Source organism: Pseudomonas sp. B13(2017) (assembly GCF_002113245.1).
Lineage (GTDB): Bacteria > Pseudomonadota > Gammaproteobacteria > Pseudomonadales > Pseudomonadaceae > Aquipseudomonas > Aquipseudomonas putida_Z.
Genome location: NZ_NEJX01000023.1, coordinates 65,917 through 91,957, shown reverse-complemented (window position 1 = coordinate 91,957; position 26,041 = coordinate 65,917). Strand labels below are relative to the sequence as shown.

Genomic DNA, 26,041 nt, shown 5'->3' with positions numbered 1-26,041 from the left:
CCCTGCCCCAAGCCCTACAGTGCGCCGCGAAACCCACCCAACCCGGGAACCCCGCCATGAGCAAAAAGCCGAAAAAGCACGGCCCCAACAAGGCCAAGTCGATCATCGCCCAACCGCTGTTCCGCTGCCGCCAGGAACAGCCGAACAAGGGCAAAGGCAGCTACCGCCGCGAAGCCTTCCAATCGAGAGATTGGGAGGCTTCCTACTTTTTGGCTGCATGAAAGCATCGAAAGCGCAGGCATGGTATGGTCGTCACCTGACCTGCAATTCTGGATCTGTGAATGCTCCTCAGTCTTCTCCCCCGCTGGAAAACCCGTCAGCTGATCGCGGCCTCCAGTTTCATCCTGCTCGTGGCCTGCGCAGAAAAGCCCACTGCCGCCGATGCCCTGCCGCTGGCCCCCGCCCAGCCCGCCCCGGTGGTGACCCTGCCCGGCACGACGCCCGACACCAGCACTGAAATCCAGCCTCTGCAAACCTTCGCACAATGGCAAGCAGGCTTTCGCCAGCAAGCCCTGCAAGCAGGCATTTCGCAGGACACCTTCGACCGTGCCTTCCTCGGCGTCACCCCCGACATGGACGTGATCAAGGCCGATCGCAGCCAGCCGGAATTCACCCGCCCGGTATGGGAATACCTCGAAGGCGCCCTGTCGCCCCTGCGTGTACGCAACGGCAAGAAGCTGCTGGAGCAGAACGCCGAACTGCTGACCCGCATCGAGCAACGCTATGGCGTCGATCGCCAGGTGCTGGTCGCGGTATGGGGCATGGAAAGCAACTTCGGCCAGTTCCAGGGCAACAAGTCGGTGATCCGCTCGCTGGCTACCCTGGCCTATGAAGGCCGCCGCCCGCAGTTCGCCCAGGACCAGCTGATCGCTGCGCTGCAGATCATCCAGCATGGGGACATCCAGCCTGAGGCCATGCGTGGCTCGTGGGCCGGCGCCATGGGCCAGACCCAGTTCATCCCGACCACCTACAACACCCATGCCGTGGACTTCGACGGCGATGGCCGACGCGACATCTGGAACAGCACGGCAGACGCCCTGGCCTCGACCGCGCACTATCTGCAGAGCTCGGGCTGGAAACGTGGCCAGCCGTGGGGCTTCGAGGTACAGGTGCCGCCTGGTTTCGATTACTGGCAGGCCGATGGCGCCCTGCGCAAGCCGGTGAGCGAGTGGCTGGCGATGGGCGTGAAACTGCCTGCCGGTACCCAGTTGCCAGTGGGCAGCAACCAGCTGTCTGCCGCCCTGCTGCTGCCAGCGGGCGCGCGCGGCCCGGCGTTCCTGGTGCTGGACAACTTCCGCGCCATCCTCAAGTACAACAATTCGTCGTCCTATGCGCTGGCGGTAAGCCTGCTGGGTGATCGCTTCACGGGCTGGGGCTTCATTGCCGGCAGCTGGCCGAAAGAAGACCTGCCGCTCAGCCGCAGCGAGCGCATGGAGCTGCAGAACCTGCTGAACAGCAATGGGCACGAAGCCGGCAATGCCGATGGCATCATTGGCGCCAATACCCGCAAGGCGATCCGCAATGCCCAGCAGGGGTTGGGGTGGCCGGCGGATGGGTATCCGACCCACAAGCTGCTCGAGAGCCTGCGTCAGCCGTGAGCATTTTGGGGCCGCTGTGCGGCCCATCGCCGGCAAGCCAGCTCCCACAGGGATATCACAGGCCTGACAGACTGCGCTGGACCTGTGGGAGCTGGCTTGCCGGCGATGGGCTGCAAAGCAGCCCCGACAATCTCACGCCGTGAACAGATCCTGCTCCAGCAACAGTGTCTGCTGAACACTGTCCAGCCTTACGCGAGCCCCCAGCGGCAAGCACACATTCGGGTCACAATGCCCACTGCGCCACCCGGCCAGCACCGGCACACCCAGCGGTGCGAAGATATCCTCCAGCAGGGGCGTCAACGCCGCAGTGGTAATCCCGGCAAAGTCCCCCACCAGCACACCCTTCACCCCCTCCAGCTTGCCCGCCAGGCGCAGTTGGGTCAGCAAGCGATCCACCCGGTACAGCGGCTCGTTGACGTCCTCGATGAACAGGATGCAACCCTGCGTATCCAGCTCGGCAATCGTCCCCAGGGTCGCGCCCAGCATCGACAGGTTGCCGCCCAGCAGCGGCCCGCTGGCCACCCCATGCAGCACACTGCTCAAGGCGAATTCAGCAGGGTGCACGATCTGCTCCCCTGCCCGCACATGCCCACCCAGCTGCGCCAGCAACGAAGTCTCGGTCGGTGGCAACTTGGCCCCCAGCAGGTCGGCATTGAGCATCCCGCCATGGAAGGTGAGCAGCCCGGTATGCCGGTAGATCGCCGTGTGCAGCGCGGTGATGTCGCTGTAGCCGATCAGCGGCTTGGGGTTGCGCCGGATCAGTTCGAAATCGAGCTGGTCGAGCAGGCGCATACTGCCGTAACCCCCACGCATGCACAGAATGGCGTCGATGGCCGGGTCGGCAAAGGCATCATGCAGGTCCTGCAACCGCTGCCGGTCCGGCCCCGCCAGATAGCCCTGGGCCTGAAGGGCACCCGGGTAGATGCGGCAACTGTAGCCTCGATCAACGAACCACTGGTTGACCTTGTGCGTATCCAGCCGCGCCGCGCCCGCCGGGGCGACAATGGCAAAACAGGCATCACGCGGCAGCGCGGCGGGCAGGCTGGGTTGGAAGGTTTCGGCGCAATTCATCGCGGCTCCTTGCAGCGCGTGTGGCACAAACAAAAATGCCGATGCCGCCCTTCGGCGCGCATCGGCATGCGTGGCTCTGTGCTTGGCTCAGAGCTTGATCTTGGCTTCGTGAGCCTGCTGGTCAGCGTGGTACGAGGAACGCACCAGCGGGCCGGAAGCGACGTTCTTGAAGCCCATCTTGTAACCTTCCTCGGCGAACCAGGCGAAGGTGTCCGGGTGGACGAAACGCTGCACCGGCAGGTGGCTGCGCGACGGCTGAAGGTACTGGCCGAGGGTGAGCATGTCGATGTCATGCTCGCGCATGCGGTGCATCACTTCGATCACTTCCTCGTCGGTCTCGCCCAGGCCGAGCATCAGGCCCGACTTGGTCGGTACGTGCGGCACCAGCTGCTTGAACTTCTGCAGCAGGTCCAGCGACCAGTCGTAGTCCGAACCCGGGCGTGCGGCCTTGTACAGGCGCGGTACGGTCTCGAGGTTGTGGTTGAACACATCCGGCGGCTCTTGCGCGGTGATCTCCAGGGCAATATCCATGCGCCCACGGTAGTCAGGCACCAGGGTTTCCAGCTGTACGCCCGGCGACAGCGCACGGATTTCGCGGATGCAGTCGGCAAAGTGCTGGGCACCACCGTCACGCAGGTCGTCGCGGTCCACCGAGGTGATCACCACGTACTTCAGGCGCAGGTCGGCGATGGCGATGGCCAGGTTCTTCGGCTCGTCCAGGTCCAGTGGTTTCGGCCGGCCGTGGCCAACGTCGCAGAACGGGCAACGACGGGTGCAGATGTCACCCATGATCATGAAGGTGGCGGTACCACCGGAGAAGCACTCGCCCAGGTTCGGGCAGGATGCCTCTTCGCATACGCTGTGCAGCTTGTGCTTGCGCAGCATCTGCTTGATGCGGTCTACCTCGGGCGACACCGGGATACGCACGCGGATCCAGTCGGGCTTCTTCGGCAGCTCTTCGGTGGGGATGATCTTCACCGGGATGCGCGCCACCTTTTCGGCACCACGCAGCTTGACCCCGGCTTCCACCTTCTTCGGCGCTGGGCGCGGGGTGGCATCCTGGGTAGGTATCAGGTTCGGCACGGCTTCTTGCACAGTTGTCATATTCAGTCGATTCCGCCCGTGAGGGTCGTCTGCTCAGCGTAGTCGAGGTGCTTGACCAGCTGTCCGCGCAGCCTTGTCCTGACCTCGTCGAGTTCGATCGGACCTGCCAGGTCGCGCAGCTGGGTCATCGCCAGCCCCGCATAGCCGCAGGGGTTGATTCGGCGGAATGGCGCAAGGTCCATGTCCACGTTCAGGGCAAGGCCGTGGAACGAACGGCCGTTGCGGATTCGCAGGCCGAGGGAGGCGATTTTCGCTCCGTCGACATAGACGCCCGGGGCATCGGGCTTGGCCGCGGCCTGGACATCGTAACTGGCGAGCAGGTCGATGAGGGTCTGCTCGATACGGCTGACCAGCTCACGCACGCCAAAGCCCAGCCGGCGCACATCCAGCAGCAGGTAGGCCACCAGCTGCCCGGGGCCATGGTAGGTCACCTGGCCACCGCGATCGGTCTGCACCACCGGGATGTCGCCCGGCACCAGCAGGTGCTCGGCCTTGCCGGCCTGGCCCTGGGTGAAGACCGCGGGGTGCTCGACCAGCCAGACTTCATCCTGGCTGTCCGGGCTGCGCTGCTCGGTGAAGCGACGCATGGCCTCCAGCACCGGTTCGTAGGGCTGCAGGCCAAGCTCGCGAAAACCGAGGCAGGCGGACATCAGAGCACCATTTTCACGATGCCGGTAGCGCGCAGGGCGCTGTTGATATCGTGCAGCTGGTTCTCGCTTTCGGCAACGATGTGCAATTGCACGGTGGTGTACTTGCCTTCCTTGCTCTGGCGCTCGGCCAGGGTGGAAAGGTCGACCTTGGCGTGCTTGCTCAGGATCTCGATCACCGTGTCCTTGAAGCCGACAACGGTGTCACCGATGACCTTGATCGGGTAATCGTCGCAGGGGAATTCGATCTTGTGCGACTTGACGTCTGGTTCGCTCATGGCGGAAACGGCCTCGTAAGCCGTGGCAGCAACAACGCCCCCGCAGGATACGCGGGGGCATGCAGGTCACGTATCAGTTGAACAACCCGTAGAAGAATAGACGGATGCTATCCCACATACGGCGGAAGAAACCACCTTCCTCGACGCCATCGAGGGCGATCAGGTCGGCGCTGTGAACCACTTTCTCGTCCAGTTTGACTTCCACTTTGCCGATCACGTCACCTTTGGCGATTGGCGCGGTGAGCTGCGGGTTCATGGTCATCGAAGCCTGAAGGCGCTTCAATTGGCCTTTAGGCATAGTCAGGGTCAGGTCGTTGGCCAGGCCGGCTTTCACTTCGCCAGTCGCGCCCTTCCAGACCGGCGACTTGGTCAGCTCGGTACCCTTCTGGTAGAAGGTCTGGGTTTCGAAGAAGCGGAAGCCGTAGGTCAGCAACTTCTGGGTTTCGGCAGCACGCGACTGCTCGCTGTTGGTGCCGAACACCACGGCGATCAGGCGCTGGCCATCGCGAACGGCCGAAGCCACCATGCAGTAGCCGGCTTCGTCGGTGTGGCCGGTCTTCAGGCCATCGACGGTCTTGTCACGCCACAGCAGCAGGTTGCGGTTTGGCTGCTTGATGTTGTTCCAGAAGAACTCTTTCTGCGAGTAGATGGCGTAGTGGGCCGGGTCGACGTTGATGATCGCACGGGCCAGGGTAGCCATGTCGTGGGCCGACGAGTAGTGCTCCGGGTGCGGCAGGCCGGTCGGGTTCATGAAGTGGCTGTTGCCCATGCCCAGGTCGGCAGCGGTTTTGTTCATCATGTCGGCGAAGGCGTCTTCGCTACCGGCGATGTGCTCGGCCAGGGCGACCGAGGCGTCGTTGCCGGACTGGATGATGATGCCGTGCAGCAGGTCGCTGACGGTCACCTGGCTGCCCACCTTGATGAACATGCGCGAACCGCCGGTACGCCAGGCGTTTTCGCTGACGGTAACCGGGTCGTTTTCACCGATCTGGCCGCGACGGATGTCCAGGGTGGCGATGTAGGCCGTCATCAGCTTGGTCAGGCTGGCTGGCGGCAGGCGCTCGTCACCGTTGTTCTCGACCAGCACGTTGCCGCTGGACGCATCCATGAGTACGTAGGACTTGGCTGCCAGTTGCGGTGGCGCCGGCGTCATCTGCTCAGCCGCGAAGGCGGCAGGCGTGATCATCAGCAGTACGGGCAGGCAAAGTCGTTTGGCAAGGTTGGTGATGTTCATCCGTCTCTCGAAAATCGCTAATGGTCTGATGTTCCCTGGGCAAGATCATGTGCCCAGCGCCAGTCAGTCTAGTTTTTGTGGCCGTAGGCCAGGCTCGCAAAGTGCGGCTTTATGTCGCTGCGGGCAAAAGCCGACATTGTACATGCCCGCGCCCGCGAAGAAGGCAACGCGGTCAGTCAGCTGTGACCAGCTTGGCCTGCCCAAGGTTCGCCAGGCGGATGCTGTCCTGCGCTTGCTGGATCTCGCCCTGGCTGTTGATCGGCCCCAGGCGCACGCGGTGCAGGGTCTGCTGGTTGCGCACGATCGAGCTGATGAACACTGGCGCGCTGACCATGCTGCTGAGCTTGGAGCGCAGCAGTTCGGCGGCGTCCGGGTTGGCGAAGGCACCCACCTGCAGGAAGCTGCCGCCACTGCCGGCCGGCACGTTGTTGCCAGCCACCTGCACCGGCACCACCGGCGCCGCATGCTGCTGGGGCGGCGGGGTCCATTGCTCGACGCGCCCGGTACTGGCCGGGATTGCCTGGGTCTGGGCCACCTGCGGCTCTTTCAGCACCATCGGTGGCGTCTGGCCACGCTGGGCCCACCATTGCTGCGGGTCGATGCCTTCGACGCGCACGTGCGCGGTACCGATCTCGGCGTAACCGAGCTTTTTCGCCGCGGCATAGGACAGGTCGATGATGCGGTCCGAATAGAACGGCCCACGGTCGTTCACCCGCAGGATCACGCTGCGGCCGTTGGCCAGGTTGGTCACCCGCACGTAGGCCGGCAGCGGCAGGGTCTTGTGCGCCGCGCTCATGCCGTACAGGTCGTACAGCTCGCCGTTGGCGGTGTTCTGGCCGTGGAACTTGGTGCCGTACCACGACGCGGTGCCCTCCGCGCGATAGTTGCGCGAGTCCTGCATCGGGTAGTAGGTCTTGCCCAGCACCGTGTACGGGTTGGCCTTGTAGTTGCCGGTGTGCACGGTTGGCGTGGCGTCGGGGATCTTGTTCACATCCACGTCCCACCACGGCGCGCCGTCCTTGTGCGCCCGGTTGATGTCCAGGCCCGGCTGGGTGCGCACCACGTTGCCACTGCTTTGCTGGGACGGGCGGTTGGACGAACAGCTGGCCAGCACCACGCCGACGGCGAGGCAGGTGAGCAGCTTGAAAGAGTTGCCAGAGAAGATTGCGCGCATTACTTGACGCCCCGTGCTTGAACCAGCTGTTCCGATAGCTGATGCACCGCCATGGCATACATCACGCTGCGGTTGTAGCGAGTGATCGCGTAGAAGTTCTTCAGGCCCATCCAGTACTCGGGGCCATTGTCGCCCTCGAGACGGAAGGCGGTAACCGGCAGATCATCGCGCAGCGAATCATGGACCGACCAGCCAAGCGTGCGCAACTCCCCAACGGTTTTTACCGGCTCGATGCCGGTAGTCAGGCCTTCGTCGGCGCGCCCACCGTCCACCCAGGCACGGCTGACCACACCTTCGCCGGCCACCCAGCCGTGGCGCTTGAAGTAGCTGGCCACGCTGCCGATGGCATCGTCCGGGTTGTTCCAGATATTGATGTGGCCGTCGCCGTCGAAGTCCACCGCGAAGTTGCGGAAGCTGCTCGGCATGAACTGCGGCAGGCCCATGGCGCCGGCGTAGGAGCCCTTGAGCGTCAGCGGGTCGAGCTGCTCCTCACGGGCCAGCAGCAGGAACTCGCGCAGCTCCTTGCGGAAGAATTCGGCCCGTGGCGGGTAGTCGAAGCCCAGGGTCGACAAGGCATCGATCACCCGGTAGTTGCCGGTGTTGCGGCCAAAGAAGGTTTCCACGCCGATGATGGCGACGATGTACTGCGCCGGCACGCCGTATTCCTGCTCGGCACGGGCCAGCACCGCCTCGTGCTGGCGCCAGAAGTCCACACCGCGGGCGATGCGCGCGTCGGTGATGAACATCGGCCGGTATTCCTTCCACGGCTTTACCCGTTCGGCCGGGCGCGAAATGGCGTCGAGGATCGACTGTTTGCGCTGCACCTCACTGAACACACCCATCAGCTGCTCAGGGGCAAAGCCATGGTCGCGGCTCATTTCGCCAACGAACTGGGCCACCTGGGGCGAGCCTTGGTAATCGCCGGCATGGGCCAGCTGTACAGCGCCGAACAGGCCCACCGCGCCGATCCACGGCGCACAACGGGCAGCCCAGTTACGCACTGCTTGCATGAAATTCTTCACCTTATTCAAACCTGAGCGATCCATTTGCGGTGCGTGTGGATCGACATCAGAACGCCAAACGCTGACAGCAGCGTCACCAACGAAGTTCCGCCATAGCTGATGAAGGGCAGCGGCACGCCCACCACGGGCAGAAGGCCGCTGACCATACCGATATTGACGAACACGTATACAAAGAAGGTCATGGTCAGGCTGCCAGCCAGCAGCTTGCCGAACAGGGTCTGCGCCTGGGCGGTGATCATCAGGCCACGGCCGATCAGCAGCAGGTAGACGATCAGCAGCAGGCAGATGCCGACCAGGCCGAATTCCTCGCCGAGCACGGCAATGATGAAGTCGGTGTGGCTTTCCGGCAGGAAGTCCAGGTGCGACTGGGTGCCGAGCAGCCAGCCCTTGCCGAACACACCGCCCGAGCCGATCGCCGCCTTCGACTGGATGATGTTCCAGCCAGTGCCCAACGGGTCGCTTTCCGGGTCGAGGAAGGTCAGTACCCGCTGCTTCTGGTAGTCGTGCATGACGAAGAACCACATCGCCACCGCCACTGGCACCGCAGCTGCCAGCACGCTGAGGATCCAGCGCCAGCGCAGCCCGCCCATGAACAGCACGAAAGCCCCGGAGGCGAGGATCAGCAGCGCCGTGCCCAGGTCGGGCTGGCGCACGATCAGGATGAACGGCACGCCGATCAGCACCAGGCTGATCGCCACATGCTTCAGATGCGGCGGCAGCGTGCGCTTGGACAGGTACCAGGCGATGGTCGCCGGCATGATGATCTTCATGAACTCCGAGGGCTGGAAGCGGATCACCCCGGGGATGTTGATCCAGCGCGTGGCGCCCATGGCGTTGTGGCCCATCACGTCCACCACCACCAGCAACAGCACCCCGGCCAGGTAGGCCAGCGGCACCCAACGGGCCATGAAGCGCGGCTCCAGCTGGGCGATGATGAACATCGACACCAGGCCGATGCCGAACGAGGTGGCCTGCTTGAGCAGCAGGTCCCAGTTCTTGCCACTGGCCGAGTACAGGACAAACAGGCTGCCGGCCGCGAGGGTCAGCAGAATGATCAGCAAAGGGCCGTCGACGTGGATGCGCTGCAGAAAGCTGGCGCGCCGACGCATCACATCCTCGCTGGAGAGCATGCGATCGAAATTGTTCATCACAGGGCTGATTCCTGGGTAACGGTGGCAGGCGCGAACTCGGGCTTGAGCCGGCCGTTTTCGTCAAGCAGCCAGGCGTCCATCACCTGGCGCACCACCGGGGCGGCGACGCCCGAGCCGGACTCACCGTTCTCGACCATCACCGAAACCACGATCTTCGGGTCCTCGGCCGGGGCGAAGGCGACGAACAGGGCGTGGTCGCGGTGGCGCTCCTGGAGCTTGTTGCGGTCGTACTTCTCGCCCTGCTTGATCGCCACCACCTGGGCGGTACCGCTCTTGCCGGCAATGCGGTACTGCGAGCCGATGGCCGCCTTGCGTGCGGTACCGCGGGCGTTGTGCATCACCTGCTCCATGCCATGGGTAACCTTGGCCCAGTCGGATTTGTCACGCAGCACGATGTTTTCCATGGGGTTGTCGTCCACCGGCGGCTGGCCTTCGATGGTCTTGGCCAGGTGCGGGCGGTTCCACACGCCCTTGTTGGCGATCAGCGCAGTGGCCTGGGCCAGTTGCAGCGGCGTGGTCTGCATGTAGCCCTGGCCGATGCCGAGGATCAGGGTTTCGCCGGGGAACCAGGCCTGGCGGCGGGTGGCGCGCTTCCATTCGCGCGACGGCATCAACCCGGCGGATTCCTCGAACATGTCGAGGGAAACCCGCTGGCCGATGCCGAACTTGTTCATGTAGCTGGACAGCCGATCGATGCCCATCTTGTGGGCAAGGTCATAGAAGTAGGTGTCGTTGGAGCGCATGATCGCGGTGTCCAGGTCGACCCAGCCATCGCCCGAGCGGTTCCAGTTACGGTATTTGTGGTCGTAGTTGGGCAGCTGGTAGTAGCCCGGGTCGAACACCCGGCTGCCGGCATTGACCACGCCGCTGTCCAGGCCGGCGATGGCCACCGCCGGCTTGATGGTCGAACCTGGCGGGTACAGGCCGCGCAGCACGCGGTTGAACAGCGGTCGGTCGATCGAGTCGCGCAGTTCGGCATAAGCCTTGAAGCCGATGCCGGTGACGAACAGGTTGGGGTCGAAGCTGGGCTGGCTGACCATCGCCAGCACCTCGCCGGTACGCGGGTCGAGCGCCACCACCGCACCACGCCGGCCACCCAGGGCGGCCTCGGCGGCCTCCTGCAGCTTGATGTCCAGGCTCAGCACGATGTCCTTGCCCGGTTTCGGGTCGGTACGCTTGAGCACCCGCAGCACACGGCCACGGGCGTTGGTCTCGACTTCCTCGTAGCCCACCTGGCCATGCAGGTCGGCTTCGTAGAAGCGTTCGATGCCGGTCTTGCCGATGTGGTGGGTGCCGCTGTAGTTCACCGGGTCGAGGGTTTTCAGCTCTTTCTCGTTGATCCGCCCCACATACCCCACCGAATGGGCGAAGTGCGCGCCCTGCGGGTAATGGCGCACCAACTGGGCCACCACTTCCACGCCCGGCAGGCGGAACTGGTTCACCGCCACGCGGGCGATCTGCTCTTCGTTGAGTTCGAACAGGATCGGCACCGGCTCGAACGGCCGGCGGCCCTGGCGCATGCGCTTCTCGAACAGGGCGCGGTCGTCGGGCGTCAGTTCCAGCACTTCGACGATGGTATCCAGCACTTCCTGCCAGTTACCCGCACGTTCGCGGGTCATCGACAGGCTGAAGCTGGGCCGGTTGTCGGCGACGATCACCCCGTTGCGGTCGAAGATCAGCCCGCGGGTCGGCGGGATCGGCTGCACATGCACCCGGTTGTTCTCCGACAGCGTCGAGTGATAGTCGTGCTGGATGACCTGCAGGTAGTACAGCCGCGCGATCAGCACGCAAATGAGCAGCATGATCGCCACTGCGCCGACCACGACGCGGTTGCGCACCAGGCGGGCGTCTTTCTCGTGGTCCTTGAGACGGATCGGCTGCGACATCGGACTGCTTACAGGCTCATTTATGGTAAGGATGCCCGGACAACACGGTCCAGGCGCGGTAGATCTGCTCGCCGATGAGTATCCTTACCAATGGGTGCGGCAAGGTCAGCGGCGACAGCGACCAGCGTTGCTCGGCGCGCGCACAGACCTCGGGCGCCAGGCCTTCCGGGCCGCCCACCATCAAATTCACCGTGCGCGCATCCAGGCGCCAGCGGTCCAGCTCGGTCGCCAGTTGCTCGGTACTCCACGGCTTGCCATGGACCTCGAGGGTGACGATGCGTTCCCCGGGCTGAACCTTGCTCAGCATGGCCTCGCCCTCCTGACGGATCAGGCGGGCGACGTCGGCATTCTTGCCACGGGTGTTCAGCGGGATTTCCACCAGCTCCAGCGACAGCTCGGCGGGCAGGCGCTTGGCATATTCATGCCAGCCTTCCTCGACCCACTTCGGCATGCGCGAGCCGACCGCGATCAGGCGCAGACGCACAGCGCTTTCCTTATTCCCGGTCCTTGAGCTTGTCGGAGTACTCATGGGCATGGTCCGGGCTGTGGTGCTTGCCATCGGCGGCACGGCTTTGCTCGGCACCCTGCCACAGGCGCTCCAGGTCGTAGAACTGGCGGGCAGCGGCGGTCATCATGTGCACGATGACGTCGTTCAGGTCCAGCAGCACCCAGTCGCTGTCGCCCTTGCCTTCTTCACCCAGTGGCTGGGCACCCTTGGCCTTGACCGCTTCGCGGACCTTTTCCAGCATCGCGTTGATCTGGCGGTTGGAGGTACCGGTGGCAATGATCATGTAGTCGGTCAGGCTGTGCTTTTCGCGCACGTCGATGACCTGGATGTCCTGGGCCTTGACGTCTTCCAGCGCTGCCTTGGTCAGGGCGACCAGTTCTTCGCCGTGGATTTTCTGCTTGGTCATATAAAACTCGTTCAACTCGTTGGATGAGGCGCCAGAGGCACCGTCAGTTAGGTGCACGATACAGTTCGTGCGCCTCGATGTAGGCCAGTACGGCGTCCGGCACCAGGAACCTCACCGATTTGCCGCTGGCCAGCAGCTGTCGGATCTGTGTAGCCGACACCGCAAGCGGCGTCTGCCAGACGAACGAAATGTTTCCCGCCGGGCCGGACATGGCGGTGGGATCGCTCTCCGAGCGCGCAGCCAGCAGGTTGCGCAGCTCGTCAGGGGGTTCTACGTCGGCATCCGGGCGTTGCAGCACCAGGATGTGACAGTGTTGCAGCAATTCTTCCCAGCGGTGCCAGCCGGGCAAGCCACAGAAGGCATCCCAGCCCAGCACCAGGAACAGCTGGTCGTTGGCGCCCAGTTCGGTGCGGATCGATTCCAGCGTGTCAATGGTGTACGACGGCTTGTCGCGCGCCAGCTCACGGGCATCCACGCTCAGGCAGGGCACGCCCTGCACGGCGCCTTGCACCATGGCCAGGCGGTCCTGCGCGGCCACCTGCGGGGTGTCGCGGTGTGGCGGCCGGGCGTTGGGCAGCAGGCGCAGCTCGTCCAGCCCCATGAACTCGGCCACTTCCAGCGCGCTGCGCAGGTGGCCGATGTGCACGGGGTCGAAGGTGCCGCCAAGAATGCCGATGCGCCGGACTGCCTGGGCCTTGCTCAACTCAGCAGGACTCCTGGCCGCGCAGCTGGCCGTCGCCGATCACTACGTACTTCTCGCAGGTCAGGCCTTCCAGGCCGACCGGGCCACGGGCATGCAGCTTGTCGGTGGAAATGCCGATTTCCGCACCCAGGCCGTACTCGAAGCCGTCGGCGAAGCAGGTCGGGGTATTGAGCATGACCGACGCCGAGTCGACCTCGGCCATGAACTGGCGGGCTTCACCCTGGTGTTCGCTGATGATCGAATCGGTGTGGTGCGAGCCATAGTGGTTGATGTGCTCGATGGCCTGGTCCAGGCCGTCGACCACACGGATCGACAGGATCGCGTCCAGGTACTCGGTGTGCCAGTCGGCCTCGGTGGCCGGTTTGGCGTCGATGATCGCCCGGGTACGCTCGCAGCCACGCAATTCGACGCCCTTCTCCTGGAAGCGGCGGGCCATTTCCGGCAGGAAGCGCTCGGCCACCTGCTGGTCGACCAGTAGCGTTTCCATGGCGCCACAGATGCCGTAGCGGTAGGTCTTGGCGTTGAACGCCACGCGCCAGGCCTTGTCCAGGTCGGCGTGCTGGCTGACGTAGACGTGGCAGATACCGTCCAGGTGCTTGATCACCGGCACGCGAGCATCGCGGCTGATGCGTTCGATCAGGCCACGGCCACCGCGCGGCACGATGACGTCGACGAATTCCGGCATGCTGATCAGCGCGCCCACGGCTTCGCGGTCGGTAGTCTCGACCACCTGCACCACGGCTGCCGGCAGGCCGGCGGCGGCCAGGCCACGCTGGATGCAGGTGGCGATGGCGCGGTTGGAGTGGATGGCTTCGGAGCCGCCACGCAGGATGGTCGCGTTACCCGACTTCAGGCACAGGCTGGCGGCATCGATGGTCACGTTCGGGCGCGACTCGTAGATGATCCCGATCACCCCCAGCGGCGTGCGCATCTTGCCAACCTGGATACCGGATGGGCGGTAGCTCATGTCGCGGATGGCACCGACCGGGTCCGGCAGGCTGGCCACTTGGCGCAGGCCGGTGATCATGCCGTCGATACGCGCCGGGGTCAGCGCCAGGCGGTCGAGCAGCGCCGGCTCCAGGCCGTTGGCACGGCCGGCGGCCAGGTCCAGCTCGTTGGCAGCGGTCAGCTCGGCACGAGCGGCGTCCAGTGCATCGGCGGCAGCTTGCAGGGCGCGGTTCTTCTGCGCGGTGCTGGCACGGCCGATCACCCGGGAAGCCTCACGGGCAGCGCGACCCAGGCGGGTCATATAGTCAAGAACGGACTCAGTCATGGGTTCGGTGTCTTGGCGAAGGGGAAATCGGCTGATTATAACTGCCGCGCAGGTGTACGCCCAGCGGCGGGTGGCGGATGGTAGAAAATGGCTGGGGGCATTGTGTAGGAAAGATGTAACCGGGGTTATCGAAAAACCCACCATCTGTTGCGGCCTTTTCGCGGGCACGCCCGCTCCCACAGGGATTGCACAAGGCCTGGGACCTCCGAGGTACCTGTGGGAGCGGGCGAGCCCGCGAAAGGGCCGGCACTGCCAACATCCCACTCGATTCAGCCTCGATTAAGCCATTCATTGCTATCATCCCCGCCTCCCAACCGCGAACCGCCCGCATGCCAGCCTTGCCCGACAGCTTTTTCGACCGCGACGCCCAGACCCTGGCCAAGGCCCTGCTGGGCAAGGTCATCCGCCATCGCCACGGCGACCTGTGGCTGGCCGCGCGCATCATCGAGACCGAGGCCTACTACCTCACCGACAAAGGCAGCCACGCCTCGCTCGGCTACACCGAGAAACGCAAGGCGTTGTTCCTCGATGGCGGGCACATCTATATGTACTACGCGCGCGGCGGCGACTCGCTGAACTTCAGCGCCCACGGGCCGGGCAACGCGGTGCTGATCAAGTCGGCCTATCCTTGGCAGGACGCCCGCTCGGGGCCGAACAGCCTGGCACAGATGCAACTGAACAACCCCGATGCCAGCGGCAACCTCCGCCCGGCCGAGCGCCTGTGCGCCGGCCAGACCTTGCTGTGCCGGGCCCTGGGCCTGAAGGTGCCGCACTGGGACGCCCAGCGTTTCGACGCCGAGCGCCTGTACGTGGAAGATTGCGGCAACGTCGTGCCACGGGTGATCCAGGCCACCCGCCTGGGCATCACGCATGGCCGCGACGAGCACCTGCCCTACCGTTTCGTCGATGCCGAATACGCCCGTTTCTGTACGCGGAACCCGTTACGTCGTGGCCAAGTCGAAGGCCGCGACTTCTTCATTCTCGAACAAGGAAGCTGAACCATGGGCCAATGGCTCGACAGCCTGACCGGCTGGCTCAGCGCCAACCCGCAGTGGCTTGGCCTGGCAATTTTCCTGGTGGCCTGCATCGAGTGCCTGGCCATTGCCGGCATCATCGTGCCAGGCACCGTGCTGCTGTTCGCGGTCGCGGTACTGGCCGGCAGCGGCGCCTTCAGCCTGGGCGAAACGCTGCTGCTGGGCTTTCTCGGCGGCCTGGTGGGCGATGCCTTGTCGTACACGGTGGGCAAGTACTTCCACCAGAATATCCGCCGCCTGCCCCTGCTGCGCCACCATCCGGAATGGATCGGCAGTGCCGAGGCCTACTTCCAGCGCTACGGCATCGCCAGCCTGCTGGTAGGCCGCTTCATCGGGCCGCTGCGGCCGATGCTGCCGATGGTCGCCGGCATGTTCGACATGCCACTGCCGCGCTTCATCGCCGTCAGCCTGGTGGCCGGTGCCGGCTGGGCGGTGGCCTACCTGCTGCCCGGCTGGGCTACCGGCGCGGCCATGCGCCTGCCCTTGCCGGAAGGCTTCTGGCTGGATGCCGGGATCATCGCCGGGACCCTGGCTGTCATCATCGGGCTGAGCCTGAACACCAGCATTCGCGATCAACGCCACGGCACCCGGCTGATCGCCGGCATGAGTTTCCTGGCCTTGGCCGGGGTCTTCCTCGGCTGGCCCTACCTGCACGAATTCGACCAGGGCGTGATGACACTGGTGCAGGAACACCGCAGCCAGGCCATCGATGGCGCCGTGGTGCTGGTGACCCGGCTGGGCGATTTCCGCACCCAGTTGTTCCTCGGCGGCCTGCTGACGGGCCTGCTGCTGCTTGCCCGGCAGTGGCGGCATGCCATGTTCGCTGCGGGCGCGCTGATGGGTACGGCGCTTGCCAACGGCACGCTGAAGTGGCTGTTCGCCCGGGCCCGCCCGGAAGTGCTGAGTGACCCGCTGACCAGCTACAGCATGCCCAGCGGGCACAGTTCGGCGTCGTTTGCGTTCTTTCTGGTGATGGCGGTGCTGGCCGGGCGCGGGCAGCCGCCGCGGATGCGCCTGACCTGGGTGATGCTGGGCTGTATTCCAGCGCTGGCGATTGCCCTGTCACGGGTGTACCTGGGGGCGCACTGGCCGACCGACATCCTCGCCGGGGCCTTGCTGGCGTGCTGTGTGTGCGCGCTCAGCCTGGCACTGGTGCAGCGTCACCAGACCCTGCCAGCCTTGCCGCTGCGGGTGTGGTGGCTGGTGTTGCCGGCGTGTGTCGCATTGCTGGCGTTCTTTGCCATGCATGCGCTGCCGCAGGCTTTGCTGCGGTATCAATATTGATGTCGCCTGTACCGGCCTCTTCGCGGGCTTGCCCGCTCCTACAGGTACCGGCCCGAGAGGGCGCTATCTCTGTGGGAGCGGGCAAGCCCGCGAAGAGGCTGGTATAGGCAACACAGCACTTCAGGCAAACAGCTCTCCCTGAATCCGCTCCAGCAGCTTCTGGATTTCCCCCAACCGCTCCTGTGGCGAGTCGAGGGTCAGCAAATCCAGCTTGTCCTCTTCCATGAACGGCAGCAGGTACGCCAACTGGTTGGCCAACGCCTGGCGCCCGTCCACCGGGCGCGGCATGTCCAGGGCTTCGACCATCGGGTGTTCGCCCAGGGCCACCAGCAGCGCCAGCAGGTCTTCGTCCGCCTCGAGCAACGGGCTGTCCGCCTGCTCCGGCAGCCATTGCACCTGCCCCACCAGCAACTGGTCCTTCTGCACCTCGGTGCTTTCCAGGTTGAAGCGCCGCACACCTTCGACGCGGATACCCAGCAAGCCGTTATCCTGCTGCACGAAGTCACGGATCACCGCCTCGCAGCCGATCGAGGCAACCACCGGCGGCGCCTTGCCGACCTGCTCGCCTTCCAGGATGCACACCACACCAAAACCTTCGCCCCGTTTCATGCAGCGCCCGATCATGTCCAGGTAGCGTGCCTCGAAAATCTGCAAATCGAGGAAACAACCAGGAAACAGCACGGTATTGAGGGGAAACAGCGGTAGCGTCATCACAAGTCCTCAAGCCACCAGGCTGACCGCCAGCGGCAGGAACACCGCCGTGGCCACCCCCATCAGGCTCATCGCCAACGCGGCAAAGGCGCCGCATTCGTCACTTTCCTGCAGGGCCACCGAAGTGCCCACCGCGTGCGCGGTCACGCCCAGAGACATGCCGCGTGCCTCGGGGCTATGCACGCCAAAACGGCTCAGCAGCGCCGGGCCGAAGATTGCCCCGATCACCCCGGTAATCAACACGAACACCGCCGCCAGGGCCGCCACGCCGCCGATCTGCTCGGCCACCAGCATGGCGATCGGCGAGGTCACCGATTTCGGCGCCATGGTCATCAGGATCATGTGCTCGGCACCGAACCACCAGCCCAGCAACAGGCAGCACAGCGTGGCGAACAGGCCTCCGACTACCAGCGTAGTAAATGTGGGCCAGAACAGCTGCCGGATACGCCGCAGGTTGAGGTAGAGCGGCACGGCCAGGGCCACGGTGGCAGGCCCCAGCAGGATGTTCATGATTTCGGTGCTCTTGCGGTATTCGCGGTAGTCGATGCCACACACCAGCAACACGCCGATCACCAGCAGCATCGACACCAGTACCGGCTGCAGGAAGATCCAGCGGGTCTTCTCGTAGGCCGCCAGCACCACCTGGTAGGCCCCAAGCGTGATGCCGATACCGAACAAGGGATGATGAACGACCGCATCCAGTGCGCCTTGCCAGTCGAGCATCATGGCTGCTCCTCGCGCCGGCCCTGGCGGTGGATGAGCTTTTGCATCAACACGCCGACGAACACCAGGGTCACCAGGCAGGAGATCAGCAAGGCACCGGCAATGGCCCAGAAGTCGGCGGCGATATCCCTGGCATACACCATCACCCCCACCGCTGGCGGCACCAGCAACAGCGGCAGGTAGCGCAGCAGGCTGCTGGCGGCCTCGTTCAGCGGCTTGCCCACCTCACCACGGGCCATGAGGAAGAACAACAGCAGCAACAGGCCGATGATCGGCCCCGGCAAAAACGGCACCAACAGGTGGTTGATCGCCGTCCCCAGCAGCTGGAACAGCACCAGCCAGGTCAAACCACGCAACAGCATAAGCATCTCCCTCGGGCATGGCCGCCATTATAAGCACGTGCCGCCATATACCGATATTCGTCGAAAAGCGCGCAACTTGACTGAAACGGTTCGCCGTGCTGATCTTGCACTTTCGTACCAACTGACAACCTGGAGAGTCCGCGATGCCCCATGTACCGGTTACAGAGCTTTCGCAGTACGTTGGTAAGGAACTGGGCCACTCGGCCTGGCTGAAGATCGACCAGCAACGCATCAACCTGTTCGCCGAAGCCACGGGCGATTTCCAGTTCATCCATGTCGACCCGGAAAAGGCGGCGAAAACCCCGTTTGGCGGCACGATCGCCCACGGTTTCCTGACGTTGTCGCTGATTCCCAAGCTGATCGAGGACATCCTGGTCCTGCCGGAAGGGCTGAAGATGGTGGTGAACTACGGACTGGACAGTGTGCGGTTCATCCAGCCGGTCAAGGTCGACAGCCAGGTGCGACTGAAGGTGGATTTGGCCGAGGTGACGGAGAAGAGGCCGGGGCAATGGTTGCTCAAGGCGATTGCCACGCTGGAAATCGAGGGAGAAGAAAAACCTGCTTATATAGCTGAGTCGCTTTCCCTCTGTTTTGTCTGATACACCACAGTTTCTGTGGGAGCGGGCATGCCCGCGAAGCAAGCACCGCGGTGGATGGCACGGGCTTCGCCCGTGTTCGCGGGCGCGCCCGCTCCCACAGGGTGCATGCCAGGATTTCAATGTTGTGCAAGGCAGTAGCCCCAACGATGTCCGTGCCTGGCCTCCTCTACAAACCCACCGCACTCGCGTAAACTGCCAGCCTTCGCGCAGCCTAGGGCTGCCCCTGTCGATTTACCAAAGGTGCCCGCCATGCCCTGGCTGCAAGTACGCCTGGCCATCAGCCCGGAACAAGCCGAAACCTACGAAGATGCCCTGCTCGAAGTGGGTGCCGTCTCGGTCACGTTCATGGACGCCGAGGATCAACCGATCTTCGAGCCAGACCTCAACACCACCCCGCTGTGGTCGCACACCCACCTGCTGGCCCTGTTCGAGGCCGATGCCGATCCTGAGCAGGTATTCGCCCACCTGCGCCTGCTGACCGGCGCCGAGCTGCCCGAGCACCAGGCCGAGGTGATCGAGGACCAGGACTGGGAACGCAGCTGGATGGACAACTTCCAGCCGATGCGCTTCGGCCGCCGCCTGTGGATCGTGCCCAGCTGGCACGAGGCCCCGGAACAGGACGCGGTGAACCTGCTGCTCGACCCGGGCCTGGCGTTCGGCACCGGCACCCACCCGACCACCGCCCTGTGCCTGGAATGGCTCGACGGCCAGCAACTCGAAGGCACCCAGGTGCTGGACTTCGGCTGCGGCTCGGGCATTCTGGCCATCGCCGCGCTGCTGCTGGGCGCCCGTGAGGCGGTCGGTACCGACATCGACGTGCAGGCCATCGAGGCTTCGCGCGACAACGCCCAGCGCAACGGCATCGCCGATGAGAAGCTGGCGCTGTACCTGCCCGAGCACATGCCGGCCATGCAGGCCGACGTGCTGGTCGCCAACATCCTCGCCGGCCCGCTGGTGTCGCTGGCACCGCAACTGTCCGGCCTGGTCCGCCCAGGTGGCCTGCTGGCGCTGTCGGGCATCCTCGCCGAGCAGGGTGAGGAAGTGGCCGCGGCCTATGCCGCCGACTTCGAGCTGGACCCGATCGTCGTGCGCGACGGCTGGGTGCGCATCAGTGGTCGCCGCCGTTAAGCGGGCCTAGAATACTTTTCTGCACAGCTCCCGGATTGCCGCATGACCGACAGTTTCGTCACCCAGTGCCCGCATTGCCAGACCAGCTTTCGCGTCACCCACCACCAGTTGAGCGTGGCCCGCGGTGTAGTGCGCTGCGGCCACTGCCTGCAGGTGTTCAACGCCGCAAAGCAGCTGCTGGAGCAGAACCGCGCCGGCGGAGCCAGCGCACCTGTTGTGCCGGCACCGATGCCTGCCGTTCCTGCCGATCCGCTGGCCGAACCGGTGATCGCACCCGAGCCTGTCGCCAGCGAACCCGGCACCACCCCGGACGAGGACTGGGCGCTCACCAACCAGGCGTTGGACGCGCTCGACCTCGACATGGAACTGGAGCGCCTGGAGCGCCGCGGCCAACCGGCCACGGCTCGCCCGGCCAGCCAGGATGACGGCCTGCAGGCGCGGCGTGACGAACTGCACCCGGACGAACATGCCGACGACCTGTTCGGTACGGCTACCGATGAACCGTTCGAACCGCAACCGGCGATAGAAACCGCGCCCGTGCTGCGGGAGCCGGAGCCCTTGGAGCTGGACCTGGAGCCCGCCCCTGGCGAGCGTACCGAGCCGACGCTAGGCGGCAATCTGGACCTGGACATCGACGACGAGCCACCGGTACACCGTGCCGTCGAAATCGATGACCACCCCGAATTCAACGAACCGCTGCGTGCCAGCGATGATGAAGCCCCGGAACAGGGCCTGAGCGCCCGCGACGACGAGCCGCTGGAGCTGCACCTGTCGGCGCGCGATGACGAGCCTGTCGAGCCGCTGCCCGGCGAACGCCTGGAACCAGGCCTTGCCGGCAAAGCCGAGCGCCCGGCGCGCAAGGAGCCGCTGGTCGACGTGGTCGACGACCCGCTGCAACTGGGCTGGGAAAAGCCCGCACCCAACTGGGGCAAGCGCCTGCTGTGGGGCTTCCTGACCCTGCTGGCCGCTGGCTTGCTGGCGTTCCAGTACGTGTGGTTCCACTTCGATGAAATGGCCCGCCAGGACCAGTACCGGCCGCTCTTCCAGCAAGTCTGCCCGTTGGTCGGCTGCGAAGTCCCGACCCGCGTCGATATCGCCCGAATCAAGAGCAGCAACCTGGTGGTACGCAGCCACCCGGACTTCAAGGGCGCACTGATCGTCGATGCGATCATCTACAACCGCGCGCCGTTCGCCCAGCCGTTCCCGCTGCTGGAACTGCGCTTCGCCGACCTCAATGGCCAGCTGATCGCCAGCCGTCGCTTCAAGCCCAGCGAATACCTGTCCGGCGAACTGGCCGGGCGCGGCGAAATGCCCAGCCAGACCCCGATCCACATCGCCCTGGACATCCTCGACCCGGGGCCGAAGGCCGTCAATTACAGCCTGAGCTTCCGTTCGCCGGAATAACCACCAACCCTGTGGGAGCGGGCGTGCCCGCGAACACGGGCGAAGCCCGCGCCATCCATTGCGCCGCCTGCTTCGCGGGCACGCCCGCTCCCACAGGGGCCGCGCAAGGTCCTGGATCCTCCCCCATACCAAATGTCATAAGCCGACAACTGTTCAGATTTTATCCAAATCCATCTTTATCCGGTCACCGAGAGCGGGTATCATGCCAACCCTTTTTCGAACTCCAAGATTCGGCCCCACAACAGGGATCACCTATGTCGGCGGTACGCATCGGCCCATACACACTACGTAACAACCTGATCCTCGCGCCCATGGCCGGGGTCACGGACCAGCCTTTCCGTACACTTTGCCAGCGCCTGGGCGCCGGCATGGTAGTGTCGGAAATGGTCTCCAGCGACATGAGCCTGTGGAACAGCCGCAAGTCGAGCCTGCGCCGCATCCATGAAGGTGATCCCGAGCCACGCTCGGTGCAGATCGCCGGTGGTGATGCGCAGATGATGGCAGCGGCGGCAAAGGCCAACGTCGAAGCAGGCGCCCAGATCATTGATATCAACATGGGCTGCCCGGCAAAAAAAGTCTGCAACAAAGCCGCAGGCTCTGCTTTATTGAGAGATGAAGCCTTGGTCAGCGAGATTCTCCACGCCGTGGTCGGCGCCGTGGACGTCCCGGTGACCCTGAAGATCCGCACCGGCTGGGACCGGGCGAACAAGAACGGCCTGAACGTGGCGAGGATCGCCGAGCAGGCCGGCATCCAGGCGCTGGCGGTGCATGGCCGCACACGCGCCGACCTGTACACCGGCGAAGCCGAATACGACACCATCGCTGCCATCAAGCAGGCGGTGTCGATCCCGGTTTTTGCCAACGGCGATATCACCTCGCCAGAAAAGGCCCGGGCGGTGCTGGACGCCACCGGGGTAGATGGCCTGTTGATCGGCCGGGCCGCCCAGGGGCGGCCATGGATCTTTCGCGAGATCGAGCATTACCTGCGCACTGGCGAACACCTGCCAGCGCCGCAGCTGGAAGAAGTGGAACGCATCCTGCTGGAGCACCTGGCCGCGCTGCATGCCTTCTATGGCGATGTGATGGGCGTACGTATCGCCCGCAAGCACGTTGGCTGGTACCTGGCAACACGACCCGGCGGCAAGGAGTTTCGCTCCCGGTTCAACGCTTTGGAAGACACACAAGCGCAGTGCGCCAACGTTCGCGCGTTTTTCAGCGAACGTCGACAGAGCCTTGAGACAGAGGACGGACAAGGGGTGGCCGCATGACGATGATGACCGAGACATTTGTGAGTGGAACAACGCCCGTGAGCGACAACGCCAACCTGAAACAGCACCTCAACACGCCGAGCGAAGAGGGCCAGACCCTTCGCGACAGCGTCGAGAAGGCGCTGCACAACTACTTCGCCCACCTGGAAGGCGCGACCGTGACGGACGTGTACAACCTGGTGCTCTCCGAAGTCGAGGCGCCCCTGCTCGAAAGCGTGATGAACTACGTGAAGGGCAACCAGACCAAGGCCAGCGAGATGCTCGGGCTGAACCGAGGCACCCTGCGCAAGAAGCTCAAGCAGTACGACTTGTTGTAAGCCAGAATCCCAACCAGAAAAGGCGGCTCCCTGAACAGAGGCGCCTTTTTTGCTGACTCCACCGCGTTATTGGAACCCGAAATGACCGACCAGACTACCCGCCTGCCAGTCCGCCGCGCCCTGATCAGCGTCTCCGACAAGACCGGTATCCTCGAATTCGCCCGTGAGCTGCAGCAGCTCGGTGTCGAGATCCTGTCCACCGGCGGCACCTACAAGCTGCTCAAGGACAACGGCGTCAACGCGGTGGAAGTGGCCGACTACACCGGCTTCGCCGAAATGATGGATGGCCGGGTCAAGACCCTGCACCCGAAAATCCACGGTGGCATCCTCGGCCGTCGCGGCACCGACGACGCCATCATGAACGAGCACGGCATCAAGCCGATCGACCTGGTAGCAGTCAACCTGTACCCGTTCGAAGCCACCATTTCCAAGCCTGGCTGTGATCTGCCGACCGCCATCGAGAACATCGACATCGGCGGCCCGACCATGGTCCGTTCGGCTGCCAAGAACCACAAGGACGTGGCCATCGTGGTCAACGCCAGCGACTACGCCGGCATCGTCGAAGGCCTCAAGGCCGGTGGCCTGACCTACGCCCAGCGCTTCGACCTGATGCTCAAGGCGTTCGAGCACACCGCCGCCTACGACGGCATGATCGCCAACTACATGGGCACCATCGATCAGGCCAAAGAGACCCTGAGCACTGAAGACCGCAGCGAATTCCCGCGCACCTTCAACAGCCAGTTCGTCAAGGCCCAGGAAATGCGCTACGGCGAGAACCCGCACCAGAGCGCGGCGTTCTACGTGGAAGCGAAAAAAGGCGAAGCCAGCGTTTCCACCGCCATCCAGCTGCAGGGCAAGGAACTGTCGTTCAACAACGTGGCCGACACCGACGCCGCACTGGAGTGCGTGAAGAGCTTCGTCAAGCCGGCCTGCGTCATCGTCAAGCACGCCAACCCATGCGGCGTGGCCGTGGTACCTGAAGACGAAGGCGGCATCCGCAAGGCCTACGACCTGGCCTATGCCACCGACACCGAGTCGGCGTTCGGCGGCATCATCGCCTTCAACCGCGAGCTGGACGGCGAAACCGCCAAGGCCATTGTCGACCGCCAGTTCGTCGAAGTGATCATCGCCCCGAAAATCTCCCAGGCTGCCCGCGACGTGGTTGCCGCCAAGCAGAACGTACGCCTGCTGGAATGCGGCGAGTGGCCAGCCGAGCGCGCTGCCGGCTGGGACTTCAAGCGCGTTAACGGTGGCCTGCTGGTGCAAAGCCGCGATATCGGCATGATCACCGCCGATGACCTGAAGATCGTCACCAAGCGTGCGCCTACCGAGCAAGAGATCCACGACCTGGTGTTCGCCTGGAAAGTGGCCAAGTTCGTCAAGTCCAACGCCATTGTCTACGCCAAGCAGCGCCAGACCATCGGCGTCGGCGCCGGCCAGATGAGCCGCGTCAACTCCGCGCGCATTGCTGCAATCAAGGCCGAGCATGCCGGCCTGCAGGTGCAGGGCGCAGTCATGGCGTCGGACGCGTTCTTCCCGTTCCGTGACGGCATCGACAATGCGGCTAAAGTGGGTATCAGCGCCGTGATCCAGCCGGGTGGTTCGATGCGTGATGCCGAGGTGATTGCTGCTGCTGACGAAGCCGGCATCGCCATGGTCTTCACCGGTATGCGCCACTTCCGCCACTAATTACGCGGATCCCGGGCAAGCGGCGATCCTGTGGGAGCGGGCGTGCCCGCGAATACGATGGTGAATTCACCGCCGCATTCGCGGGCACGCCCGCTCCCACAGCGTTCCCCACCAGCCTCGGGATCACCTGAATCGAGGTTTTGACATGAAAGTTTTGATCATCGGCAGCGGCGGCCGTGAGCACGCCCTGGCCTGGAAAGTCGCCCAGGACCCACGCGTGGAGAAAGTCTTCGTTGCCCCGGGCAACGCCGGCACCGCCATTGAAGCCAAGTGCGAGAACGTCGCCATCGACGTGTGCGCCCTGGAGCAACTGGCTGACTTCGCCGAGAAGAACGTCGACCTGACCATCGTCGGCCCGGAAGCACCGCTGGTCATCGGTGTGGTCGACCTGTTCCGCAGCCGCGGCCTGGACTGCTTCGGTCCGACCAAGGGCGCGGCCCAGCTGGAAGGCTCCAAGGCCTTCACCAAGGACTTCCTGGCGCGTCACAAGATCCCGACCGCCGACTACCAGAACTTCACCGAAATCGAGCCGGCGCTGGCCTACCTGCAGGAAAAAGGCGCGCCGATCGTGATCAAGGCCGACGGCCTGGCCGCGGGCAAGGGCGTGATCGTCGCCATGACCCTGGAAGAAGCCGAAGCCGCCGTGCGTGACATGCTGGCCGGCAACGCCTTCGGCGATGCGGGCTCCCGCGTGGTGATCGAGGAGTTCCTCGACGGCGAGGAAGCCAGCTTCATCGTCATGGTCGACGGCCAGAACGTGCTGCCCATGGCCACCAGCCAGGACCACAAGCGCGTCGGCGACCAGGACACCGGCCCGAACACCGGCGGCATGGGTGCCTACTCCCCTGCCCCGGTGGTCACCGCCGAAGTGCACCAGCGCGTGATGGACCAGGTGATCTGGCCGACCGTGCGCGGCATGGCCGAGGAAGGCAACGTCTACACCGGCTTCCTCTACGCCGGCCTGATGATCGACAAGGCGGGCAACCCCAAGGTCATCGAGTTCAACTGCCGCTTCGGCGACCCTGAGACCCAGCCAGTCATGCTGCGCCTGGAGTCGAGCCTGGTGCTGCTGGTCGAGGCCGCATTCGCCAAGGCGCTGGACAAGGTCGAAGCACAGTGGGACCCGCGCCCGAGCCTGGGCGTGGTACTGGCTGCCGGCGGCTACCCGGGCGACTACGCCAAGGGTGACGTGATCAATGGCCTGGACGCTGCCGCGAAGATCGAAGGCAAGGTGTTCCACGCCGGTACCGCACTGAAGGATGGCAAGGTGACCACCAACGGCGGCCGCGTGCTGTGTGCCACCGCCATGGGCAGCACCGTTGCCGACGCGCAGCAGCAGGCTTACCGCCTGGCCAAGGAAGTAAGCTGGAACGGCAGCTTCTACCGCACCGACATCGGCTACCGGGCCATCGCCCGCGAGCGCGGTGAGCACCAGCAGTAAGTTGTACCGGGCTGCCGCAGCGCGCT

27 protein-coding genes are annotated in these 26,041 nt (G+C 64.5%); 11 read left to right on the top strand and 16 right to left on the bottom strand.

What is annotated here, in order from left to right; translation table 11 throughout:
- The first annotated feature begins 56 nt into the window (after positions 1 to 56).
- Both arfA and CAG44_RS24185 read left to right on the top strand, forming a co-directional pair.
- Positions 57 to 221 carry an alternative ribosome rescue factor ArfA gene (arfA, locus tag CAG44_RS24190; protein WP_003257578.1) on the top strand — a complete coding sequence of 55 codons (165 nt, stop codon included), beginning with the start codon at positions 57 to 59 and terminating at the stop codon, positions 219 to 221.
- A gap of 60 nt (positions 222 to 281) precedes the next feature.
- Complete coding sequence (locus CAG44_RS24185; protein ID WP_085693130.1) at positions 282 to 1,598, top strand: lytic murein transglycosylase; 1,317 nt, start codon at positions 282 to 284, stop codon at positions 1,596 to 1,598.
- 132 nt (positions 1,599 to 1,730) lie between these two features.
- Here the strand turns inward: CAG44_RS24185 and CAG44_RS24180 are convergent, their stop codons facing one another.
- The 13 genes from CAG44_RS24180 to CAG44_RS24120 form a co-directional block, all read right to left on the bottom strand.
- Complete coding sequence (locus CAG44_RS24180) at positions 1,731 to 2,669, bottom strand: LD-carboxypeptidase (RefSeq protein ID WP_085693129.1); 939 nt, start codon at positions 2,667 to 2,669, stop codon at positions 1,731 to 1,733.
- 87 nt (positions 2,670 to 2,756) lie between these two features.
- On the bottom strand, positions 2,757 to 3,773 hold the full coding sequence (lipA, locus tag CAG44_RS24175; protein WP_085693128.1) for a lipoyl synthase: 1,017 nt from the start codon (positions 3,771 to 3,773) through the stop codon (positions 2,757 to 2,759).
- A 2-nt stretch (positions 3,774 to 3,775) separates the two neighbouring features.
- Positions 3,776 to 4,423, bottom strand: a complete 648-nt coding sequence (lipB, locus tag CAG44_RS24170; protein ID WP_013974352.1) for a lipoyl(octanoyl) transferase LipB — start codon at positions 4,421 to 4,423, stop codon at positions 3,776 to 3,778.
- Positions 4,423 to 4,698, bottom strand: a complete 276-nt coding sequence (locus CAG44_RS24165) for a DUF493 domain-containing protein (RefSeq protein WP_003249736.1) — start codon at positions 4,696 to 4,698, stop codon at positions 4,423 to 4,425. Before CAG44_RS24165 ends, lipB begins: the two co-directional genes overlap by 1 nt.
- Before the next feature lie 73 nt (positions 4,699 to 4,771).
- On the bottom strand, positions 4,772 to 5,932 hold the full coding sequence (locus tag CAG44_RS24160; protein ID WP_025340765.1) for a D-alanyl-D-alanine carboxypeptidase family protein: 1,161 nt from the start codon (positions 5,930 to 5,932) through the stop codon (positions 4,772 to 4,774).
- 172 nt (positions 5,933 to 6,104) lie between these two features.
- Positions 6,105 to 7,106, bottom strand: a complete 1,002-nt coding sequence (locus tag CAG44_RS24155; RefSeq protein ID WP_046613225.1) for a septal ring lytic transglycosylase RlpA family protein — start codon at positions 7,104 to 7,106, stop codon at positions 6,105 to 6,107.
- Positions 7,106 to 8,116, bottom strand: coding sequence for a lytic murein transglycosylase B (gene mltB, locus CAG44_RS24150; protein WP_085663631.1), 1,011 nt, complete (start codon positions 8,114 to 8,116; stop codon positions 7,106 to 7,108). The genes CAG44_RS24155 and mltB overlap by 1 nt, the downstream gene beginning before the upstream one ends.
- A 17-nt stretch (positions 8,117 to 8,133) precedes the next feature.
- Positions 8,134 to 9,237 (bottom strand): rod shape-determining protein RodA, encoded by a 1,104-nt coding sequence (gene rodA / locus CAG44_RS24145; protein WP_015271941.1) that lies wholly within the window; start codon positions 9,235 to 9,237, stop codon positions 8,134 to 8,136.
- 38 nt (positions 9,238 to 9,275) lie between these two features.
- Positions 9,276 to 11,165: a penicillin-binding protein 2 gene (mrdA, locus tag CAG44_RS24140; RefSeq protein ID WP_025340768.1), complete on the bottom strand. Its 1,890-nt coding sequence runs from the start codon at positions 11,163 to 11,165 to the stop codon at positions 9,276 to 9,278.
- A gap of 16 nt (positions 11,166 to 11,181) precedes the next feature.
- Positions 11,182 to 11,649, bottom strand: a complete 468-nt coding sequence (rlmH, locus tag CAG44_RS24135) for a 23S rRNA (pseudouridine(1915)-N(3))-methyltransferase RlmH (RefSeq protein ID WP_003249722.1) — start codon at positions 11,647 to 11,649, stop codon at positions 11,182 to 11,184.
- Between the two features lie 10 nt (positions 11,650 to 11,659).
- Positions 11,660 to 12,079, bottom strand: coding sequence for a ribosome silencing factor (rsfS, locus tag CAG44_RS24130; protein ID WP_013974359.1), 420 nt, complete (start codon positions 12,077 to 12,079; stop codon positions 11,660 to 11,662).
- A 43-nt stretch (positions 12,080 to 12,122) separates the two neighbouring features.
- On the bottom strand, positions 12,123 to 12,782 hold the full coding sequence (gene nadD, locus CAG44_RS24125; protein WP_085614813.1) for a nicotinate-nucleotide adenylyltransferase: 660 nt from the start codon (positions 12,780 to 12,782) through the stop codon (positions 12,123 to 12,125).
- A gap of 1 nt (position 12,783) precedes the next feature.
- Entirely contained in the window at positions 12,784 to 14,055 is a 1,272-nt protein-coding gene (locus CAG44_RS24120; protein ID WP_025340770.1) for a glutamate-5-semialdehyde dehydrogenase, read from the bottom strand.
- Between the two features lie 329 nt (positions 14,056 to 14,384).
- On the opposite strand from CAG44_RS24120, the gene CAG44_RS24115 reads away from it, so the two are divergent.
- Both CAG44_RS24115 and CAG44_RS24110 read left to right on the top strand, forming a co-directional pair.
- On the top strand, positions 14,385 to 15,053 hold the full coding sequence (locus CAG44_RS24115; RefSeq protein WP_085693133.1) for a DNA-3-methyladenine glycosylase: 669 nt from the start codon (positions 14,385 to 14,387) through the stop codon (positions 15,051 to 15,053).
- A 3-nt stretch (positions 15,054 to 15,056) separates the two neighbouring features.
- Positions 15,057 to 16,373, top strand: coding sequence for a bifunctional DedA family/phosphatase PAP2 family protein (locus tag CAG44_RS24110; protein ID WP_025340772.1), 1,317 nt, complete (start codon positions 15,057 to 15,059; stop codon positions 16,371 to 16,373).
- 120 nt (positions 16,374 to 16,493) lie between these two features.
- Here CAG44_RS24110 and CAG44_RS24105 read toward each other — a convergent pair whose 3' ends face one another.
- Genes CAG44_RS24105 through CAG44_RS24095 form a run of 3 tightly spaced genes read right to left on the bottom strand, consistent with a single transcriptional unit; the run spans position 16,494 to position 18,169 of the window.
- A complete protein-coding gene (locus CAG44_RS24105) occupies positions 16,494 to 17,084 on the bottom strand; it encodes an LON peptidase substrate-binding domain-containing protein (protein WP_025340773.1) in 591 nt (196 codons plus the stop codon).
- A 9-nt stretch (positions 17,085 to 17,093) separates the two neighbouring features.
- A complete protein-coding gene (locus tag CAG44_RS24100; protein WP_025340774.1) occupies positions 17,094 to 17,810 on the bottom strand; it encodes an LrgB family protein in 717 nt (238 codons plus the stop codon).
- Positions 17,807 to 18,169 (bottom strand): CidA/LrgA family protein, encoded by a 363-nt coding sequence (locus tag CAG44_RS24095; protein ID WP_084785276.1) that lies wholly within the window; start codon positions 18,167 to 18,169, stop codon positions 17,807 to 17,809. Before CAG44_RS24095 ends, CAG44_RS24100 begins: the two co-directional genes overlap by 4 nt.
- 143 nt (positions 18,170 to 18,312) lie before the next feature.
- On the opposite strand from CAG44_RS24095, the gene CAG44_RS24090 reads away from it, so the two are divergent.
- The 7 genes from CAG44_RS24090 (at position 18,313) to purD (ending at position 26,015) form a co-directional block, all read left to right on the top strand.
- Complete coding sequence (locus CAG44_RS24090) at positions 18,313 to 18,768, top strand: MaoC family dehydratase (RefSeq protein WP_075046487.1); 456 nt, start codon at positions 18,313 to 18,315, stop codon at positions 18,766 to 18,768.
- Positions 18,769 to 19,017: 249 nt separating this feature from the next.
- Positions 19,018 to 19,896 carry a 50S ribosomal protein L11 methyltransferase gene (gene prmA / locus CAG44_RS24085; protein ID WP_025340777.1) on the top strand — a complete coding sequence of 293 codons (879 nt, stop codon included), beginning with the start codon at positions 19,018 to 19,020 and terminating at the stop codon, positions 19,894 to 19,896.
- Positions 19,897 to 19,938: 42 nt separating this feature from the next.
- Entirely contained in the window at positions 19,939 to 21,300 is a 1,362-nt protein-coding gene (locus CAG44_RS24080) for a DUF3426 domain-containing protein (RefSeq protein WP_085591612.1), read from the top strand.
- A 254-nt stretch (positions 21,301 to 21,554) separates the two neighbouring features.
- Positions 21,555 to 22,568 carry a tRNA dihydrouridine synthase DusB gene (gene dusB, locus CAG44_RS24075; protein ID WP_085591610.1) on the top strand — a complete coding sequence of 338 codons (1,014 nt, stop codon included), beginning with the start codon at positions 21,555 to 21,557 and terminating at the stop codon, positions 22,566 to 22,568.
- Positions 22,565 to 22,885: a DNA-binding transcriptional regulator Fis gene (gene fis / locus CAG44_RS24070; RefSeq protein WP_012274390.1), complete on the top strand. Its 321-nt coding sequence runs from the start codon at positions 22,565 to 22,567 to the stop codon at positions 22,883 to 22,885. Before dusB ends, fis begins: the two co-directional genes overlap by 4 nt.
- An 81-nt stretch (positions 22,886 to 22,966) precedes the next feature.
- Positions 22,967 to 24,574, top strand: a complete 1,608-nt coding sequence (purH, locus tag CAG44_RS24065) for a bifunctional phosphoribosylaminoimidazolecarboxamide formyltransferase/IMP cyclohydrolase (protein ID WP_075046491.1) — start codon at positions 22,967 to 22,969, stop codon at positions 24,572 to 24,574.
- A gap of 145 nt (positions 24,575 to 24,719) precedes the next feature.
- Positions 24,720 to 26,015: a phosphoribosylamine--glycine ligase gene (purD, locus tag CAG44_RS24060; protein ID WP_075046492.1), complete on the top strand. Its 1,296-nt coding sequence runs from the start codon at positions 24,720 to 24,722 to the stop codon at positions 26,013 to 26,015.
- Positions 26,016 to 26,041 lie beyond the last annotated feature (26 nt).